This is a genomic window from Phyllobacterium sp. K27, assembly GCF_054796155.1.
Genome location: NZ_JBTWND010000004.1, coordinates 516,363 through 533,568, shown reverse-complemented (window position 1 = coordinate 533,568; position 17,206 = coordinate 516,363). Strand labels below are relative to the sequence as shown.

At 54.8% G+C, this 17,206-nt stretch carries 18 protein-coding genes; 1 reads left to right on the top strand and 17 read right to left on the bottom strand.

Translation table 11 applies throughout. The features are described from left to right. Positions 1-26 precede the first annotated feature (26 nt). The 7 genes from ACYJL1_RS24035 to ACYJL1_RS24005 all read right to left on the bottom strand — a co-directional run bounded on the left by ACYJL1_RS24035 (position 27) and on the right by ACYJL1_RS24005 (position 6,285). On the bottom strand, positions 27-626 hold the full coding sequence (locus ACYJL1_RS24035; protein ID WP_460899615.1) for a DUF3011 domain-containing protein: 600 nt from the start codon (positions 624-626) through the stop codon (positions 27-29). After that, positions 623-1,054 (bottom strand): DUF4087 domain-containing protein, encoded by a 432-nt coding sequence (locus tag ACYJL1_RS24030; RefSeq protein ID WP_460899614.1) that lies wholly within the window; start codon positions 1,052-1,054, stop codon positions 623-625. The genes ACYJL1_RS24035 and ACYJL1_RS24030 overlap by 4 nt, the downstream gene beginning before the upstream one ends. Before the next feature lie 51 nt (positions 1,055-1,105). Further along, positions 1,106-1,507: a lysozyme inhibitor LprI family protein gene (locus ACYJL1_RS24025; protein WP_460899613.1), complete on the bottom strand. Its 402-nt coding sequence runs from the start codon at positions 1,505-1,507 to the stop codon at positions 1,106-1,108. Positions 1,508-1,541: 34 nt separating this feature from the next. Continuing rightward, positions 1,542-4,988, bottom strand: coding sequence for an autotransporter outer membrane beta-barrel domain-containing protein (locus ACYJL1_RS24020; RefSeq protein ID WP_460899612.1), 3,447 nt, complete (start codon positions 4,986-4,988; stop codon positions 1,542-1,544). Positions 4,989-5,065: 77 nt separating this feature from the next. Further along, positions 5,066-5,509, bottom strand: a complete 444-nt coding sequence (locus ACYJL1_RS24015; RefSeq protein WP_460899611.1) for a hypothetical protein — start codon at positions 5,507-5,509, stop codon at positions 5,066-5,068. A gap of 159 nt (positions 5,510-5,668) precedes the next feature. Further along, positions 5,669-6,016, bottom strand: coding sequence for an EF-hand domain-containing protein (locus tag ACYJL1_RS24010; RefSeq protein WP_460899610.1), 348 nt, complete (start codon positions 6,014-6,016; stop codon positions 5,669-5,671). 23 nt (positions 6,017-6,039) lie between these two features. Continuing rightward, positions 6,040-6,285 carry a hypothetical protein gene (locus ACYJL1_RS24005; protein WP_460899609.1) on the bottom strand — a complete coding sequence of 82 codons (246 nt, stop codon included), beginning with the start codon at positions 6,283-6,285 and terminating at the stop codon, positions 6,040-6,042. A gap of 391 nt (positions 6,286-6,676) precedes the next feature. Between ACYJL1_RS24005 and ACYJL1_RS24000 the strand changes: the two genes are divergently transcribed. Next, positions 6,677-7,561 carry a helix-turn-helix domain-containing protein gene (locus ACYJL1_RS24000; protein WP_460899608.1) on the top strand — a complete coding sequence of 295 codons (885 nt, stop codon included), beginning with the start codon at positions 6,677-6,679 and terminating at the stop codon, positions 7,559-7,561. A gap of 457 nt (positions 7,562-8,018) precedes the next feature. Here ACYJL1_RS24000 and ACYJL1_RS23995 read toward each other — a convergent pair whose 3' ends face one another. From ACYJL1_RS23995 to ACYJL1_RS23950, 10 genes are all read right to left on the bottom strand, one after another. Then, positions 8,019-8,342 carry an EthD family reductase gene (locus ACYJL1_RS23995; protein ID WP_460899607.1) on the bottom strand — a complete coding sequence of 108 codons (324 nt, stop codon included), beginning with the start codon at positions 8,340-8,342 and terminating at the stop codon, positions 8,019-8,021. 28 nt (positions 8,343-8,370) lie between these two features. After that, entirely contained in the window at positions 8,371-9,309 is a 939-nt protein-coding gene (locus ACYJL1_RS23990) for a 2-hydroxyacid dehydrogenase (RefSeq protein WP_460899606.1), read from the bottom strand. A gap of 39 nt (positions 9,310-9,348) precedes the next feature. Further along, complete coding sequence (locus ACYJL1_RS23985) at positions 9,349-10,062, bottom strand: amino acid ABC transporter ATP-binding protein (RefSeq protein WP_460899987.1); 714 nt, start codon at positions 10,060-10,062, stop codon at positions 9,349-9,351. An 83-nt stretch (positions 10,063-10,145) separates the two neighbouring features. After that, positions 10,146-10,946, bottom strand: a complete 801-nt coding sequence (locus tag ACYJL1_RS23980) for a transporter substrate-binding domain-containing protein (protein ID WP_460899605.1) — start codon at positions 10,944-10,946, stop codon at positions 10,146-10,148. Positions 10,947-10,994: 48 nt separating this feature from the next. After that, complete coding sequence (locus ACYJL1_RS23975) at positions 10,995-11,651, bottom strand: amino acid ABC transporter permease (protein ID WP_460899604.1); 657 nt, start codon at positions 11,649-11,651, stop codon at positions 10,995-10,997. A 10-nt stretch (positions 11,652-11,661) separates the two neighbouring features. Continuing rightward, complete coding sequence (locus ACYJL1_RS23970; protein WP_460899603.1) at positions 11,662-12,330, bottom strand: amino acid ABC transporter permease; 669 nt, start codon at positions 12,328-12,330, stop codon at positions 11,662-11,664. 115 nt (positions 12,331-12,445) lie between these two features. After that, positions 12,446-13,486: a LacI family DNA-binding transcriptional regulator gene (locus ACYJL1_RS23965; protein ID WP_460899602.1), complete on the bottom strand. Its 1,041-nt coding sequence runs from the start codon at positions 13,484-13,486 to the stop codon at positions 12,446-12,448. Between the two features lie 224 nt (positions 13,487-13,710). Continuing rightward, positions 13,711-15,333: an ABC transporter ATP-binding protein gene (locus tag ACYJL1_RS23960; protein ID WP_460899601.1), complete on the bottom strand. Its 1,623-nt coding sequence runs from the start codon at positions 15,331-15,333 to the stop codon at positions 13,711-13,713. Then, positions 15,330-16,169 carry an ABC transporter permease gene (locus tag ACYJL1_RS23955; protein ID WP_460899600.1) on the bottom strand — a complete coding sequence of 280 codons (840 nt, stop codon included), beginning with the start codon at positions 16,167-16,169 and terminating at the stop codon, positions 15,330-15,332. The genes ACYJL1_RS23960 and ACYJL1_RS23955 overlap by 4 nt, the downstream gene beginning before the upstream one ends. Further along, positions 16,166-17,137, bottom strand: coding sequence for an ABC transporter permease (locus ACYJL1_RS23950; protein ID WP_460899599.1), 972 nt, complete (start codon positions 17,135-17,137; stop codon positions 16,166-16,168). The genes ACYJL1_RS23955 and ACYJL1_RS23950 overlap by 4 nt, the downstream gene beginning before the upstream one ends. Positions 17,138-17,206 lie beyond the last annotated feature (69 nt).

Sequence of the window (17,206 nt, the reverse complement as noted above, 5' to 3'; positions counted from 1 at the left end):
CCTGGGGTCTATTCGACTACCCGCTGTCATTCCGGATCATCGACAAGACACCCCGCACCGTGGCAGCCCTGGTAGTTGCCATGAGTGTCAAAGTTCGGCTCGCCTTCCTTGTCAAATTGGGGTCTGTCGTCCACATTTTGATCGGGATTATCGACAGCGCAACCTATTCCGTGACAGCCATTATAGCCCTCACGATCACGGTAATTACTTGTGGAATGATGGCGCTTATGTTTGTTGCCCTCAGCCATGCCCTCGATAAGCGCTCCAAGGACTGCACCGGCAATAACGCCTCCGGTATCATGTCCGCGGTGATCGTACGACCGCGCGCCGGGATCAAAGCTATCTCCACGCCCATGATGATAACCGCCAACGTCAGCAAAAACGCCGGCACATCCCTCGGCGACCCAAAGATATTTGCTCTTGGGATTATAGCCCCATGTGCGGTTCAAAATGCACGGACCATTTGATATCTGGTGAATCAACTGCGGTTTGGAGAGTGGCCCGGCAAAGCACTCGTCATATTGATAATTTCTCGAACGACACTCAACGGTCGACTGTGCTTGTGCTTCCGACACTACCGAAAGCCCCGAAAAAGCAATAGCTGCCAAGGTGATATATCGAATCATTGCCTCTCTCCTGCGTCTCTGATTGTCCGTTGTGTAAATGCCGCCAGCACAAATTTCTGGCGTGCTCGTTTCTGGTCGTATTTGTCGTTGTGGCAGCGCGCCAGCGGGAGCGTGTTGCCCACGATCACTCGTGTGATCCTTTTTTCCTTGGGATTGGTCATCGCGGTCATGCATGCGCATCCATAGCCATGACCGGAACCGGGGACGCCAGTCTCGACGAATTCCCGCTCATCAAAGACCGGTGCATTTGCGATGCCTTTGGGGTCTGGCCCTCCCTGCATCTGTATCCACCAGTTCCCCTCTCTATCGGTAAGTATCAGGTTCCCCGGGGTCGGACTGGAATACCAGCCACGTCGACGCTCCGCATCAGCAGCTGCTGTCAAAGACATGACGAACAGGCAGAAGCAGGTGGTGAGCAGCAGGCGCATAGAAATCCCCCCTCTTGATAGGTCCTTTGAGATGAACGCAGCGGCGTGGAGTCAGTTGTCGGCCGGAACCGGGCAGCTCATATCCCCCTCCTCGCATTTCAGATAACCTTCAAAATCTTTGACGCGGGATTGTGTCAAACCGTCCCGGCACATCACGACAAGCATCGGCATTATGCTGCCTCCGGCCGCTCCCGCGGTCTGGAAAGCACATTCGGCATCGCGGAACTTACCCCAGTCGCGCTGTGACTGAACAAGGAGCTTCTTGGTATCCGCGTCGTCTTTCAAGCGGTTCTCTATCTCCTTGTAGAGGTCGTTGAGCTTTTTGTCAGACTTCTTGAACGAAGCATCGGCACACTGGGTCAATGTAGCCTGGTCCTCGGCATCGACGCACTTGTCTGCCGCGAAGGAGAAAACCGGCATTGCCAAAACTCCAGCAGCGGCGAAAATCAACATTCGAAGTTTCATTCTTCAAATCCTCCAATGGTTGTCAGAAGCGTATATTGAGCTTTGCGTTAAAACCGTTCTGTTGGACGCCGGATCCAAATTGGCCCTGATAGGAGACGCCCACAGTTGCTGACTCTGTCATGTTCAAATCGAGCCCTGCTTCTATGACTGCACTGTCCTCGGCGATCGGCACCCCAGCAACTGTGAACGCTTCACCTGCGGCAAAGGAATGAGTTGCTCTTGGTGTGACATCGCCATAGGCATGACGCCATCCGAGCGTACCGCGCGCTACTGACTTCATCGTCCCGAGCGTGAAGTCGCTCGAAACTCTCAGGCCAAGTGTAGTGAACGTGGTTTCAGTCGTTTCACTGTGACCGGAAAGTGCTGCCGCACCCCCACTTTCACGAAATCCGTCGCTTCTCAGATTGACATAGGCAAGGTTCGCAAAAGGCTCGAAGGCTGCAACCGTCGTGTCGATACGGTAACCGAGTTCACCAAATGCCTGGAAGGTGCCCGCGTCGTAGTCGCCACTCAGGCTGTCGGCGAAACCGGGGATAACAACCAAGCGAGATGTCTCGATATCGTGCCAGGAATAAGCCAGACCGGAGCGGAAGCCGACAGCGCCCCACTGCGTGCCGCCATAAAGGCCAAGATGGTAATTGTCGCTCGAGGCTGAGGAACGACCATCTGCGTGAAAGGAAGAATGGCTGTATCCGGCCATCAGACCCAGCCGGATCGATTCGTTTACCAATCCGTCAAATCCGGTAAGAAAGCCGCCGGTAGAAGTATCGAGGGTGGCAGCATTGCCATTGCCGTCAAACGAACCCCACGAACCGAAGGCCGTACCCCAGGCGGCAAGACGATCTGTGGTGGCAGGTGCCAGCACCGGCCCACCTTCGCCATAGGCCAGGACGGGCATTGCTGTTGTACCTACACCCTCAAAGGCTGCACGCAGGCGATCATTGACAGCATCGCGTTCAAAGCGGCTTTCCTCAATCAGTGCTGACTTTGTAGAGGCATGGATCTCACCCGAAAGCAGATCAAAGGCATTGAGGGACTCCTGTCTTGTCAGGGAAAGAATGCTGTCGTGAATAACATTACCTGTCCCCAGCGCCTCACTTGCCGCGGCTGTGGACCGTTGATTTAAACTCTCGGCTACTCCCGCAAAGGTCGTCGCCGTCCGTTCCGTATCGAGAAAGACATTGTTCGCATCATAGATCAGCTCAAAGTCAACGAAAGGCGAATCCGTTGCCAAAGCTCCAGTCAAACCGCCATATGTGCCGTTTACACCGCTCGCTGCCGTCAGCAGGTTGTAACGGGTGTCTATCGAAATCGCACCCTCACGCACGAGTTCAACCTTAGCGCCGGTGTCGATTGAAGCACTTCCTTTAACGTCGATGAGGTCAGAGGACTTTCCAAGTCCTGCTCCATAGATCGAACCCGCCTCTTGGGTAAAATTCCCTTTGACCGTTAACGCTACGATCTGATTGGCAGAATCCGTAGTACTTCCCGGCGCGATCGCGCCTCCATTTGCAATGGCTATGGCACCAAATGTTCCTGCGCCGGTGACGACACCGCTATCCTTGGTGAAAGCCGTTCCGTCGATAACACCATCATTGCCGAACAGCCCTGAAGTCGTCACGTCATGACTTAACGATCCGGTGTCGGTGAGCAGAAGACCCGCACCCTTATTGACTTCGGTCATGCCAGTATAATCGTTCTTGCCGCTCAACGTCTGGACTCCTCCAGCCACAATAACCCCGCCTCCGTAATGCTTTTTTTCGTCCAAATCGGTAATACTACCGGCGAAGGCATCATTCGCAGCGGTCAGTATCAGGTTCTGGTTCCCCAAAGTGAGGACTCCGGAGCTGCCTCCGCTCAGACTTCGAATTCGGGCATCCTTGACGGAATCCGAAATTCCCCAATTTTTGTTGGCGTTCCCGCGCTCTGAAATATCAAGGGAGCCGTCAAGAACTACTTTGGTCGACTTTTCAATGCTACCCTGTCCTGCCAGAGAAAGATTGGCGTCTTTGCTGACAATCGTAGAGCCGGTAAACGTGTTTACATTGGTCAGGCGCACGAATGTTTTGGCGTCAAGTGTAAGGTTGCCGGTTCCCGAAATCACACCTGCGATTCCGAACAAACCGGAATTGCCCATCTGAGCCGTGATTCTGCCGAGATGAGGCTGGTCACCGGATCCCGCATCCGTTGAAAAATTGTCCGCGCTGACAAAAAGAGGGGAATACCCGGTCATCTTGTTTTCAAGGTCGTAGATGACAGAATTCTGCTGAAAAAACGGTAGACCAAGAATGAGCCCGTTTCCCTCGGTTTCCCCAGCCAAACGCGAAACGTCGACATTTTCAAAAGTAAAACCCTGATCGGCTTGCCCTGGCGGCGCGATGGAAAGTGAATCGAGTTTCACTTCACTATTTTCATTTAGGACCAGTCCCTCCGACTGAAGCCTGGAGAGCACACCTTTCTGGTTGAGGTAAACAGAGTTCGACGTTCCCGTATCGAAAAGGGCGGGCCCGTCGATAGTGACCGTCTTGACCGTGCCGTTTACCTTGAATTTGAAGGTGTAGGTATAGTTTCCCTCAAACTGGGTCGAGGCGTTGGCGTTGGAACCTGGAAATGTGGGCTGAAACCCTGTCCGGTCCTGTGTTCCCCACGGTATATAGGTTTCATATTGTGCCCTGAGGTTCTCGTTGAGATTGACAATCGTGCAGGGTGAACAGCCGGGAGTGACTGCCCCATCGAGATTGGCATTGGCGGAGACGATATATCCGCTTTTGGTCAGCCCACCGATTGCGCTGGAATTTGCGCTGTCGGTCATCAGGAAGTCGCCGGCACCAAATGTGCCAAACGTTGTATCGGTTTCTGCCGACACGCCTTCTGCAATTTTTGATCGGGCGTTCAGATCTGCGTAATAGGTCAATCCGTTCGCAACTATCGGGTTGCTCTTGTCGAGATTGAGCTTCTCACCCGGCAGGGGTTTATAGTTGGCCGTGAAAACGTGATCTTCAATCTGAGCGACGACCTGTTTCCTTTGATCATTATAGGCAACTGTTTTTCCGTCGGCGTTGTAGTAAGTCAAATTTTTGATCGAAACAGGCTGCAGTCGGTAACCATATGTCCCATCTCCGTATCCATAAACCGCCTTGGGACCGGCATTTTCGAGCGCATCTTTAGGATAGAACTGGCCATTGAACTGATCGGAACCTGTATCGAACATGTACATCTTGGCAGAGCCACCGTTCGCGCCAATAAGAATTCCGAGCCGTCCCTGATCTTTGAGATGATGTAACGGGATGTTGATGGGGTCCGCCTCGCTTCCGGCAAAAGCTCGAGGATTCGACGCAAAGATCATTCCAATGGCTAAAGCGCCACGCCACCAAGCAGTCGAAGAGGCGGCGCTTGTCGCATGGAGATATCTTTGGCGGCCTTTGTAGCCAGCAGGTACGATTGAGCCTTGGTATGGATACTTGTGCATTTTTCCTCGTCACAGACCTAATCATTTACCACTGCCATGCGATATCCGACTGCCGAATTGCCGTGGGGCGGAAAAACTCAATCTGTAACAATTTGGGCGAAACACCGGGCCAATTTATCAGGCGCTCCGAGCTTCTTTGCCCAGGATATCAGGTCCGGCTTTTCCGATTCATCTGCATATCCGCCCCACACGTCGCGAAATTGTTTCTGGCCGTTTACGTTCTGGAAAAACATCATGCCGTCATCGGCGATGGGTGTGGAAACATAGGCCGCGCTCCAATCGCCACTCTCCAAGATGGCATTGAACTCTACCTTTGCTGGCTTGACTTTGTTATCGACTGCCGCTGCGACCAGTGGGGCATAGGCTTGCTTGCGCGCTTTCGTCAGCTCGAGCTTTACACCCTCGCAAACGCTCCCTGCGCCCAAAGCAGATGGAAGCATAACTGCCAGCCAACCGATGCCAACCACAATAATCTTGGCACGTCTGCGGGCAGTATCACTCAATTTAGACAAGGCTGTCACCTTCTTGCATAAGCTGTTGATCGAATTGTCCAACCGGTAGCCGGTGTCACGGCAGTCCTGGCACTTGCCTTTCGTATCGAATTTGGCGGCGCCCTTCTCGTAGTGGGCCTGTCATCGATGCTTTGATCGCCTCGTCGTATGCGAACAACTGCCCGAACTTTACTGCAGGTGACCATCCCCGCTTTTGTCAGCCGCGGCGAAGTCTTGCATAACCCGATTCATGAATTCACTGCGGCTGACCCGGCCATCCTTGTTTTCGTCGGTCGCGGCAAACTGGCTTGCATTCAGCACATCAGCGGTCTCGGTCTGGCTGAGAGAACCGTTTTTATCAGCATCCAGATTTTTGAAAGCATTCGTCATGAATGACTGATATTCCTGCTGGCTGACCGTGCCATTGTTATTGGTGTCAAGTTGGTCCTTGTGACCTTGATGCATGGCCTGTTGGGCGGCAGCCGCTCCGGCCCAAGCCAAAAACAGGGAAACGGTGGTCGCAATTATCGATTTCATTGTATTGTTCCCTTCTTCACGTCTCAGCCGCAGGCTAGGCGATTGCCTAGGTAGCCGCCGCCACCGATACCGACAGCTTCGGCCAGCACGCGGCCGCTGCCACCACCGATTGCACTGCCAACAAGACCGCCTACGATCGCCCCGCCGACGGTACCCGCGATGCAGCCGAATTCCGCGTTACGTGCTTGTACATTGGGATTCGAACTTGATTGACACCCTGCGATCATGATGGCAGTCGCCGCAACAGCGAGAATCCGTTGTTTAACCATATTCCTCTCCTTCCAAACATTTGAAAATTCCCAATAGGTAATTTTCGTAGCCGGGCCTAAGTCGAATTTGAAAGGAGGAGAGCATAAAAATGACAGCGTATCATCCTCATAGGGTCCGGCGTCGTCAAATAATGGCTATATTGTGATAAATGATCACTTTCTGATAGTTTTCAGATCACAAAACAAGTATATTTATGATATTCCTACATAATTTGTGATGCCCTGTGGTAAATACCTGGGTTAAATTGTCAGAAATGCGTCATAGCCCAGGCATTATGATGTCATCCTCGTGACGTCTTGGTATCAAAGGCATTTTTTGGCGATTCATACTTTTACTGGGCAAGGGAAAGATCAATTATGCTTGTAAACAACAACTCCGAAAGCAGTGAACATGCCGGATCTTGCAAGTGAACTGCTGGACGGTATTCCAGATGAATGGGGACGCAAAGTAGCAGCAGAAAGCGGAGCTGTTACGAAAACACATACCGGGCCTAATTCGATAGAGTTCAAGGCACCGGCACATATGGTTTTGATAATGCTGACGCCACAGCTTGACCGGGTAATGTCTTTGAACTCGGACCGAAAAATGGCTTTTAACGCTCCAATTGGAACGATGGAGATTATTCCTGCCGATGCCGAAATTTTCGCCCGCTGGATAACGGTGAAAGAAAATCTGCTGGTGGCTCTTAAACCTGAAAAATTGAGCAGATTGGCCGGACTGGAATTTCAAACCGAAAGTTTCGAATTCCGACTTCCGTCAGATGGGCATGTGGATGAGAAGGCGCTAATGCTGGCGAACATGATCAAGGATGAACTCCAGTACGGCATATCTAGCAATGATATTTATTTTGATTCTCTCATTACTGTTTTGTCCACATATCTACTTCGCAATTATTCGTCGCTCGCTGATCAATCAGCCCGGCCGCAAAAAGGCGGAATGTCAGCCAAAGCGTGGCGCGACGTCCAGGACTACATTCGAGCCAATCTGGCAGATCAGCTTTCGGTAAACAGGCTGGCTCTGATCGCGGGGTTGTCCCCAAGCCACTTCTTACGCGCATTCCGCCAGACAGCCGGTCACGCACCCCATCAACATGTTTTGGTCACTCGTCTGGAATTTGCAGAAAAGATGATGATGTCAAGTGACATGCCGCTGGCCGCAGTTGCAAAGCTGGCTGGGTTTTCAAGCCACAGTCACATGACCGCGGCTATGCGGCAGTACAAGTCCATCACACCGAGTGCAATTCGTCGTATCCGCGCTTCCGCGAAGCAGACATAAAGACCATTCGCCTTGTTGCTCCTCCCTACAGCGGCAAACAGTCGTTGTCGATTGGTCCTCCGCGTCCCCTGTCGCTCGCCCTTTGTGAGACGATGGCCCGCGGCAGGCGAAGCAGGCTTACTTAGCAGCTATCATGGCGTTACCTGCCGACGACCGGTCTTGGAGATGGCGAAGAACCGCCTGGATCGAGAAGTTATTTCTCATGCCTCCTAAATTGGGCAGCGCGCCGCGAAGCGTTTGCGGATCAGTTAACCGTTGGGCAGCAGATTGTCGAAGGCATAAATAATCGGCGTGCCGGGACGGTTTTTGGCTCGTCCGCGGAATTGTTCAGGAGTTCCGGTTTGTTCAATTGCGACGCGGATCGCTGGAAACGACTGGCAAGTTCACGGTAACCAGATCGCGAAAAACAATACCCGCCACCGGGGTGGTTTTCATTCCCAGATGTAGCGGTGCTGTCTCAACCGTGGGAGATATCGAAAACGTGGTGATGAATCCGCCCTTCAAACATCGCTGTGAGACCCTTGGTTACGTCGCGGCTTTCATAACGCACCGAGGATTCCAGCGCTTTTACCAGCGCATCCTCACTGTCGAACTTCATTGACAATATCATGGCGTAGTTTGGCGCACCCTCATCGCGGGCAACGCCGTGAAGCACCGTGACGTCGCGCACGCCGGGAAATGTCTGCCATAACGGCAACAGCTTCTCGGCCACATAGGCCTTGAACTCATCTTCCCGCCCACTTTGGATACTGCCTTCGAATAAAGCCTGCCGAATGATCAATGCATGCCTCCTGATAGTGATAGTGAAGTTAATTGACGGTTGTTGGCGGCTTCTCTCCAGCGAAATAGGCGGCAAGATTAGTCAATACCAATTCCCCCATCGCCAGACGTGTTTCAACGGTAGCACTGCCCTGATGGGGCATCAGAACTGTATTCGGCAGTGTCGCAAATTCGGGGCGGATGCGAGGCTCCCCGACGAAGACGTCAAGGCCTGCACCGGCGATCACGCCAGTGCTCAAAGATCCGATCAACGCGTCTTCGTCGACCACTGTACCGCGCGCCACATTGACAAGAATGCCGCTTCTGCCCAACGCATCCAGTACGGATTGATCAACAATATTCTGAGTGGCACCGCTTGCAGCGATACAGACCGCCAGCACATCGCTGTCCCTGGCAAGGTCCACCGGCGTGATGCAGGCAGTCCAGTTCACATCCGTTACCGGCGAGCGGTTGTAATAACGAACCTCCATGCCGAATGCCTCGCCGCGTTTTGCCAATGCACGGCCGATTTGCCCGAGACCAAGAATTCCGAGCCGCTTGCCTTTCGGACTGGTGGCAAGCGGGAATCCCTCGCCCCTCGCCCATCCGCCGTTGCGCACCATGCGGTCGCCCTCTGTGACCCGGCGCAGGACGCCAAGCATCAGTGCGATGCCAATATCAGCCACGTCATCGGTCAAAACACCCGGTGTCGTCGTCACATGGATGTTGCGAGACCGTGCAAAAGGCAGATCCACCTTGTCGGTTCCTACACCATTAATCGTGATGACACCCAGTACCGGCATGCTTTCGATCCGGTCATTGGCAAGGCCGGTTCCGCCGCCCGTCACCACAGCACGGATCGAACCGGAAGCCGCCTCGATAGCCTGTTTCTGTGTGGGATCGTAAAGGCGATGAACCGTGTATGTGTCATCAAGTCTGGCTTCGATGAGCGGCATCATCGGTTCGACGAGCAGGATATCTGGTTTCACGTTTGAGGCTCCATATGCGCTGAAAGGACAGTTGATGGATCAGGAAATCTGGCCGAGGAATGTCCGCGTGCGCTCATGTTTGGGATTGTCGAAGAATTCCTGCGGCGTCGCCATTTCGACGATTTCACCGCGATCCATGAAGATGACGCGGTCAGCGACGCTGCGGGCGAAACCCATTTCATGGGTAACGCAAAGCATGGTCATCCCTTCCTTGGCCAGATCGATCATCGTGTCGAGCACTTCCTTGACCATTTCCGGATCGAGCGCCGATGTCGGCTCGTCAAAAAGCATGATCTTCGGGTTCATGCAGAGCGCCCTTGCAATCGCCACGCGCTGCTGCTGTCCGCCGGACAGATGCGCCGGGTACTTTTCCGCCTGCTCGGGAATACGCACACGATCAAGAAACTTGCGTGCCGTCGCTTCAGCTTCTACCTTCGAAAGGCCGCGTACCTTCATGGGCGCCAATATGCAGTTTTCAAGCACTGTCATGTGCGGGAAAAGGTTGAACTGCTGGAACACCATGCCTGTTTCCTGGCGGACAATGTCAACATTTTTGCCGCCAGCTGTCAGATCGCGCCCATCGACGATGATACGGCCGTTCTGGATGGTCTCTAGCTGATTGATGCAGCGGATCAGCGTCGATTTTCCTGAGCCGGAGGGACCGCATATGACAATGCGCTCCCCTTCCGATACGGAAAGATCTATGCTTTTCAACGCCTGGAAATCGCCATACCATTTATTGACGCCTTCCATGCACACGGCAATACTGGACGTCCCGCGCGATTTACTGGTTGCTTTGCTATCGGTGACACGGCTCATCGCGAGGAACTCCGATCTTATTTCGGGGTGCTGACGAAATCCGGCAGGGGTGAACCCAGCCATTTCTCATGAATCTTGCCCAATTCGCCATCCGCCTTGACCTTCTTGAGGAACGTGTTGACGAAGGCGAGAAGTTCCGTAGAGCCGGGCTTCAGTGCTATGCCCTGTACCTGCTGCTGCAGCGGGAATTTTTCGCTGAAACGACCGGGGGCGGCCTGCTCTATCTGGGTGATCACGACGTTGGATACACCAATGCCTTCGACCTGGCCGGAGAGCAATGCCTGGACCGCGCTCGCATCATCGTCGAAACGCTGGATTGTTGCATCCTTCGGGGCGATCTTCGTAACAGCGACGTCCTGGGTGCTGGCGCGTGCGACGCCGATCTTTTTGCCGGACAGTTTTTCCGGCTCGGCCATATCTATGTCCTGCGCGCCATAAACGGAAATCTTGATGCCGGCATAGGGTTCGGAGAATGCAACCTTTTCCGCCCGCTCCGGCGTAATGCCCAGCGAAGCGACGAGGATATCAACCTGGCCGCTCAAGAGGTAAGGAATGCGGTTTGGACCCGTCACCGGAACGATCGAGACCGGCACGCCCAGTTCCTTTGCGAGCAGCTTGGCCACATCGGCATCATAACCGTCGGGCTGATTGCTCTCATTCATGATGCCGAAAGGCGGAAAATCGACCAGCATCCCGATCTTCACCACGCCCTGCGACTTGATCTGTTCGACGGTCTGCGCCGAAGCTGTCGAAAAAACAGCGCTTGCCATCAGGCTCGCGCCGGCCAGAAACATAATTTCACGTCTTGTAATATTCATTTTCCTACCCTTTGTGTTATGCCGGTTTCTCCTCCGGCTTGATACTGATCAACGTGTGGTTGCACGCGAAAAGCGTTTTTCCATGCGCCGTGCCATGATCGACAATGGCCAGCAGAGAATGAAATAGAGAACCGCAACCACGCCAAAGACCAGGAACGGACTGAATGTTGCGTTGTTGATTATCTGTCCGGCCCGCGTCAGTTCGGTAAAGCCGATGATGGCCGCAAGAGACGTGCCTTTGATCAGTTGCACCAGGAACCCGACCGTAGGCGCTACCGCGATACGGGAAGCCTGGGGCAGAATGATATAACGCATGCGACTGACATAACGCAGGCCAAGTGCCGTTGCAGCCTCACGCTGGCCGGAGGGAACCGCCTCTATGCAGCCGCGCCAGATTTCTCCCAGAAAGGCGCTGGCATGAAGCGTGAGCGCAATCGCGGCGGCGATCCATGGATTGATCGGCAGGCCGACAATGGTCATCCCGAAGAAGACAAGGAAGAGCTGCATAAGGAGCGGCGTGCCCTGGAACACGCGGATGAAACCGACAGAGATCAATCGGGGTATGCGCAGGTTCGAGACACGTATCAGCGCGATTGCGAGGCCGCCAATGCCGCCACCGACAAAAGCAATTGCAGAAAGTGCAATTGTCCACTGGATTGCGAAGACGATGAAGAAGAACTCGTTCCAGCCGAAAGGTCTGATCATGCCATTCCTCCTATCGGCTCAAAGGATATTTGAACGCCAGGCGTTCGATTGCGGAAAAGATGGCGGAAAAGCCCGTAGACATGACCAGGTACATGACCGTGATGATGATGTAGACTTCGAAGCTCGCAAAGGTCTGTGACTGAAGATCGTTTCCGGCAGCAGCAAGATCATCGGCAGAGATTGCCGATACTACGCTCGAGGTCAGCATCAGGTAGATAAACTGGCTGGTGAGTGCCGGGTAAACGGTACGCAGTGCTGGCTTGAGAATGATGTAGCGGAATATTTGCAGCCTGGAGAGGCCAAGCGATGTGCCCGCCTCCATCTGCCCCTTCTGGATCGACTCGATCCCCGCGCGGATAATCTCGGTACCATAGGCCCCGAAATTAACCACAAGCGCCACAAGCGCCGCCTCATTGGCAGACATACGCAGCCCGAGAGCCGGCAATCCAAAGAAGATGAAGAATATCTGCACCAGAAACGGCGTATTGCGGATGATCTCGATATAGGCGTCGATCACCCAGCGCAGCGGTGCAACTGCAGAGGTCTTTCCCCAGGCACAGATGATCGAAACAACAAGCCCGATGAGCATTGCTGCGCAGGAAAGCTGGATTGTCAGCCAAGCACCGATCAGCAACTTGTCGAACGAATCCAGCACGGGCATGAAATTGAAGTTGTACAACGGAGCCCTCCCTTTATCCCAGGAACGAAGGCCGTTCTCCTCAACGGTTCCCGCTTTTAGATCGATCTAAAGTGTTTTAGGGCTCCCGTCAATCGGCAATATCGAAGGTAGCCTCCTATGACCGGGTCAGGAAAGTTACCGGCCCGCATGACTGGCGGACGACAAGGCTGGTTTTACTCACCACCCTCTTATACACCCGCTCCGGGTCGGCGAGACGATCGAGCAGCAGCCGTGCAGCATTCTCGCCGATCCCGACGGGACCCGTTGAAATAGAAGTCAGCTTCGGCCTTACCATATCCGCCTCGGCCACATTGTCGAAGCCTATGATCGAAAAATCGAGGCCAACTTTCATGCCGAGATCGTAAAGTCCGCCTGCAAGGCCGATCGCAACCACATCGTTGAAACATATGGCCGCTGTTGGAGGCTCCTCGTGTTCGAACAGCAGGTGTGTGGCCTCTGCCGCCTGCGACAGCTGGGATGGTAGCTCGATTATATTCTCATCGTTGAAGCCATGGGCACGCATGGCAAGCTGAAACCCTTCCATCCTCTCCTGATAGGCGGAATGATAAGCGCCCCCGGCGACGAAAACGATCCGTTCATGACCCAGCGACGCGAGATAATCCACTGCCTGCCGCATACCGCCGGAGTAATCCGCCCCGGCATAGTCACCCTCGTCCGGCGAGACATAGCGCAGTGCCTGAACCAATGGCAAAGCCCACTCCACCGCCCGTTGCAAGATCGTGACATCCGAACCGGCGGCCGGGCAAACGATCAGCCCATCGACGCCATGCTCACGCATACGGACGATGATGTTGTCCTGGCGGTCGAGCATTTCGTGGCTATTGGCAAGAAGCACAACCATATTGGCCGATTCAAGCGTTGATTCGATACCAGCCAGAAGTTCGGCAAAAAATGGATTGGTCAGATTGGGAACAACAACGCCGATCGTGTAGCTACGCTGGGCCCGCATCCGCGCGGCGCCCATATTGTAGACATAGCCCAAATGCTGGATTGCATCCTCGACACGCTTGCGCGTCTGGGCGCTGACCAAAGGACTTTTGCGAATGACAAGCGATGCGGTTGCCCGTGATACATTTGCCTTGCGCGCCACATCAAGAAGTGTCACGCGGTTCTTCCTGCCATCATCGAAGGACATCTTCGCCACCCGCATCAATTATAAAATCAATGTCTGGCGATAGCACGACCATGTTCGGACGTGAAACAGGAAACATCCTAACGTTTGCTACAATCAGTGAGAGCGGCGATTTGGTCGGTATACTTGAAACAGCGGCAGGCTCTGTGGCCTTATGTTTGCGTCCTGGGATAAGACAGCATCGCTCTGTTGAAAACTTTGCAACACATCCCCAATCACTGGCAATGCTAATCGACCTTGGCGAGGGCGCGCTCGTAATCCTGTCCCGGGATCGCATCCAGAAGGCTGCGGGTATAGACCGTGTCGGGGTCGTGCAACACTTTTCCAGTTGGCCCCACCTCAACAATGCGTCCCTTTTGCATGACGATGATGCGGTCACAGATGCGCGCAGCGACGCGCAGGTCATGTGTGATAAACAGCATCGAAAGATTTAGCCGGGTCTTGAGATCCGCCAGAAGGTCAAGCACCTGCGCCTGAATGGAGACATCAAGGGCCGACACTGCTTCGTCCGCAATGATGATCGACGGGTCCAGCGCCAGAGCGCGGGCAATGCCGATACGCTGCCGCTGCCCGCCCGAAAATTCGTGTGGAAAGCGTCCCATAGCCGAGGAGTCGAGACCAACCATTTCCAGCAATGCGCGCGCCTTTGCCATCGCATCGGTCTTTGACGTGTGATGAGCAATCAGCCCTTCGGTAAGGATACGCGATACGCGCGCGCGCGGGTTCAAGGATGAGAAAGGGTCCTGAAAAATCATCTGCAACTTGCGGCGTTGATCGCGGAGCTCAGCCCCCGACATATGCGCGATGTCCGCACCTTCGATCATCACGCGCCCTGCGTCGGGATTGATAAGGCGGACGAGACAGCGCCCCACTGTGGACTTGCCCGATCCGCTTTCGCCCACGATGCCGATCGTCTCGCCTGCAAACAGTTCAAAGCTGACGTCCTGGACGGCCTTGACCACGCGCGGCTTACCGAAAAAGGCGCTGGAGCCGGTCGAAAAGGTCTTGTTCAGACCCTCAACTGTCAGGACGGGTTTGCGCTCTGTGGCGTCCCCCGCCGCGGGGCGCGTGAGGCGGGGGATCGCATCGATCAGGGCTCGGGTATAGGGATGCTGAGGTTTCAGCAGCACTTCGTCCGCTGTGCCCGCTTCCACGATCTCTCCGGTCTGCATGACGATGACGCGGTCTGCGATGTCAGCGACGACGCCGAAATCATGCGTGATGAAGATGACGGCCATGCCGCGTGACCGGCGCAGATCCTCAATCAACTTGAGTATCTGCGCTTGTGTAGTTACATCCAGCGCCGTCGTCGGCTCATCCGCGATCAGGATATCTGGCTCAAGCGCCAGAGCCATGGCGATCATTACTCGCTGGCGTTGTCCTCCTGACAGCTGGAAGGGATAGGCACGAATTGCCGCCTCAGGATCGGGAATACCGACCTCTTCGAGCAGTGTCAGGACCCGCACGCGACGTTCGGGTCTGCTCAGTGCGCCATGAGCTTCGAAAACTTCTGCAATTTGAGCACCCACCCGCATTAGCGGGTTGAGCGCGCTCAGGGGTTCCTGAAATATCATCGATATCCGCCGGCCACGCAGAGCCATCATCTGCTTCTCCGACAGGTTCAAAATCTCCTCTCCGTCAAAAGTGATGGTGCCGCCAACAGCCTTGACGCCCTGCGGCAAAAGCCCCATCACGGCGTTGGCAGACATGGATTTCCCCGACCCGCTTTCGCCCACGATGCAAAGGATCTCGCCTGGGACGAGATCAAAATTGATATCCTTCGCGGCATATCTTCGTTCCGAACCGCCCGGCAAGGCAATGGCAAGGTCGCGGATTCTCAGCAGGCTCATTCGGCTTTCCTCGTCAGACGCGGGTTCAATGCGTCGTTTAGACTCTCACCAATCAGGTTCAATGCCAGCACCGTCAGCAGGATTGCCATGCCCGGCAGGAAGGACAGCCACCATGCCGTACGGATAACGGTGCGCGCTGCACCGATCATGTATCCCCAAGACATGATATTCGGATCGCCAAGGCCAAGGAAGGACAGCGAGCTTTCCAAAAGGATCGCTTGCGCCACCATCAACGATGCAAGCACGATGATCGGTGGCAACGCATTTGGCAAAATGTGCCGCAGGATGATCTGCGTGTTGCCCAGACCCGACAGCGTGGCTGCTTCGACGAATTCGCGCGTGCGCAGACTCAAGACCTCGCCCCGCACCAGGCGGGCAACAGGCGGCCATGATACGACCGCGATGGCGATGATGACGAAGGACAAACTGGGTTGAAAGATCGCCAGCAGTACGATTGCCAGTGCGAAACTGGGAATTGTCTGGAAAAACTCGGTAAAGCGCATCAGGGCATCATCCGTGCGCCCGACAAAATAGCCGGCCAACGCGCCCACTGGCACGCCTATGGCCAGTGCCACGGTGGTCGAGACGAGCCCGACCAGCAGGCTAACATATGCGCCATGTGCCAGACCCGACAGCACGTCGCGCCCCAGCGCATCGGTGCCCAGCAGCAAGCCGTCCTGCGTGAACGGCGGCAGGAAGGGGCGCTGCACCATTTTCCATGGGCTTTGCGGAAAAATGATCGGTGCGGCGATCGCAGTGGCAATCACGATGCCCAGAATGGCCAGCCCGATCAAAGCACCACGGTTGTAGCGGAATCGTTTCCAAAAACCCATCATTCTGTCAGCCTTATGCGCGGGTCAACGATGACATAGATGACATCGGTAAGGAGATTGAATAGCAGCACCATGGCCCCCGAAATATAGAAAACCCCGAGGATCACCGCATAGTCGCGCTGGTTGATCGCCTCGAACATCAGCCGTCCTATGCCCGGCCAGGCGAACACCGTTTCGGTCAAAATCGCGCCGCCGAATATCTGGCCCGCCTGAAGCCCGGCCAGTGTGATAACGGGCAACAGGGCGTTGCGCAGGATGTGTCTGCGTTGGATCACACTGCGCTTGAGGCCTTTGGCGCGGGCAGTTTTGACGAAATCGAGACGACTGACCTCCAACATGGAAGCGCGTGTCATGCGCATGTAGATCGCCATGAAGAAGAGGCCCAGTGTAGAAGCCGGCAGCACCAGATGCTTCGCGACATCCAGTACATGCGCAAAGCCGGTGTAACCTGCCCCGATCGTTTCATAGCCGAAGCCGGGCAGCCACCCCAGCCAGACGGAGAACACAAGCGACGCCATCAGCGCCACCCAGAACAGCGGCGTGGCATAAAACAGCAGTGCCAACGTTGAGATCACGGTATCACCCCATGATCCCTGACGCATTGAAGCCGCGACGCCCGCAATGATGCCAAGCACCAGCGACAGCACGAAGGCTACGCCAGTCAACAGCAAAGTGGCTGGCAGACGGCTGGCGATCAGTTCGGATACCGGCATCTGCTGGCGATAGGAAAAACCCAAATCCAGTTGCACGGCTCCTTTGAGGTAGGTCCAGAGCTGAATGTAAAGCGGCTGATCGAGCCCGAAGCGCATGCGTAGGTCCGCGAGAAACTTCTCGTCCGCCGCGCCCGCTTCGCCCGCCATGACGGCGGCAGGATCACCGGGTGCAGCATGGATCAGCAGAAAGTTGCAAACCAGAATGGCAAGCAGGATAAACACCGCCTTGACCAGCCTGCCCAAAATGAAACGTATCACGCAGTGTGCCCTATTTTGGTTGATCAATTGATCCGAACGGCCGCGGCCGCTCGGATCATCGAGTGATTG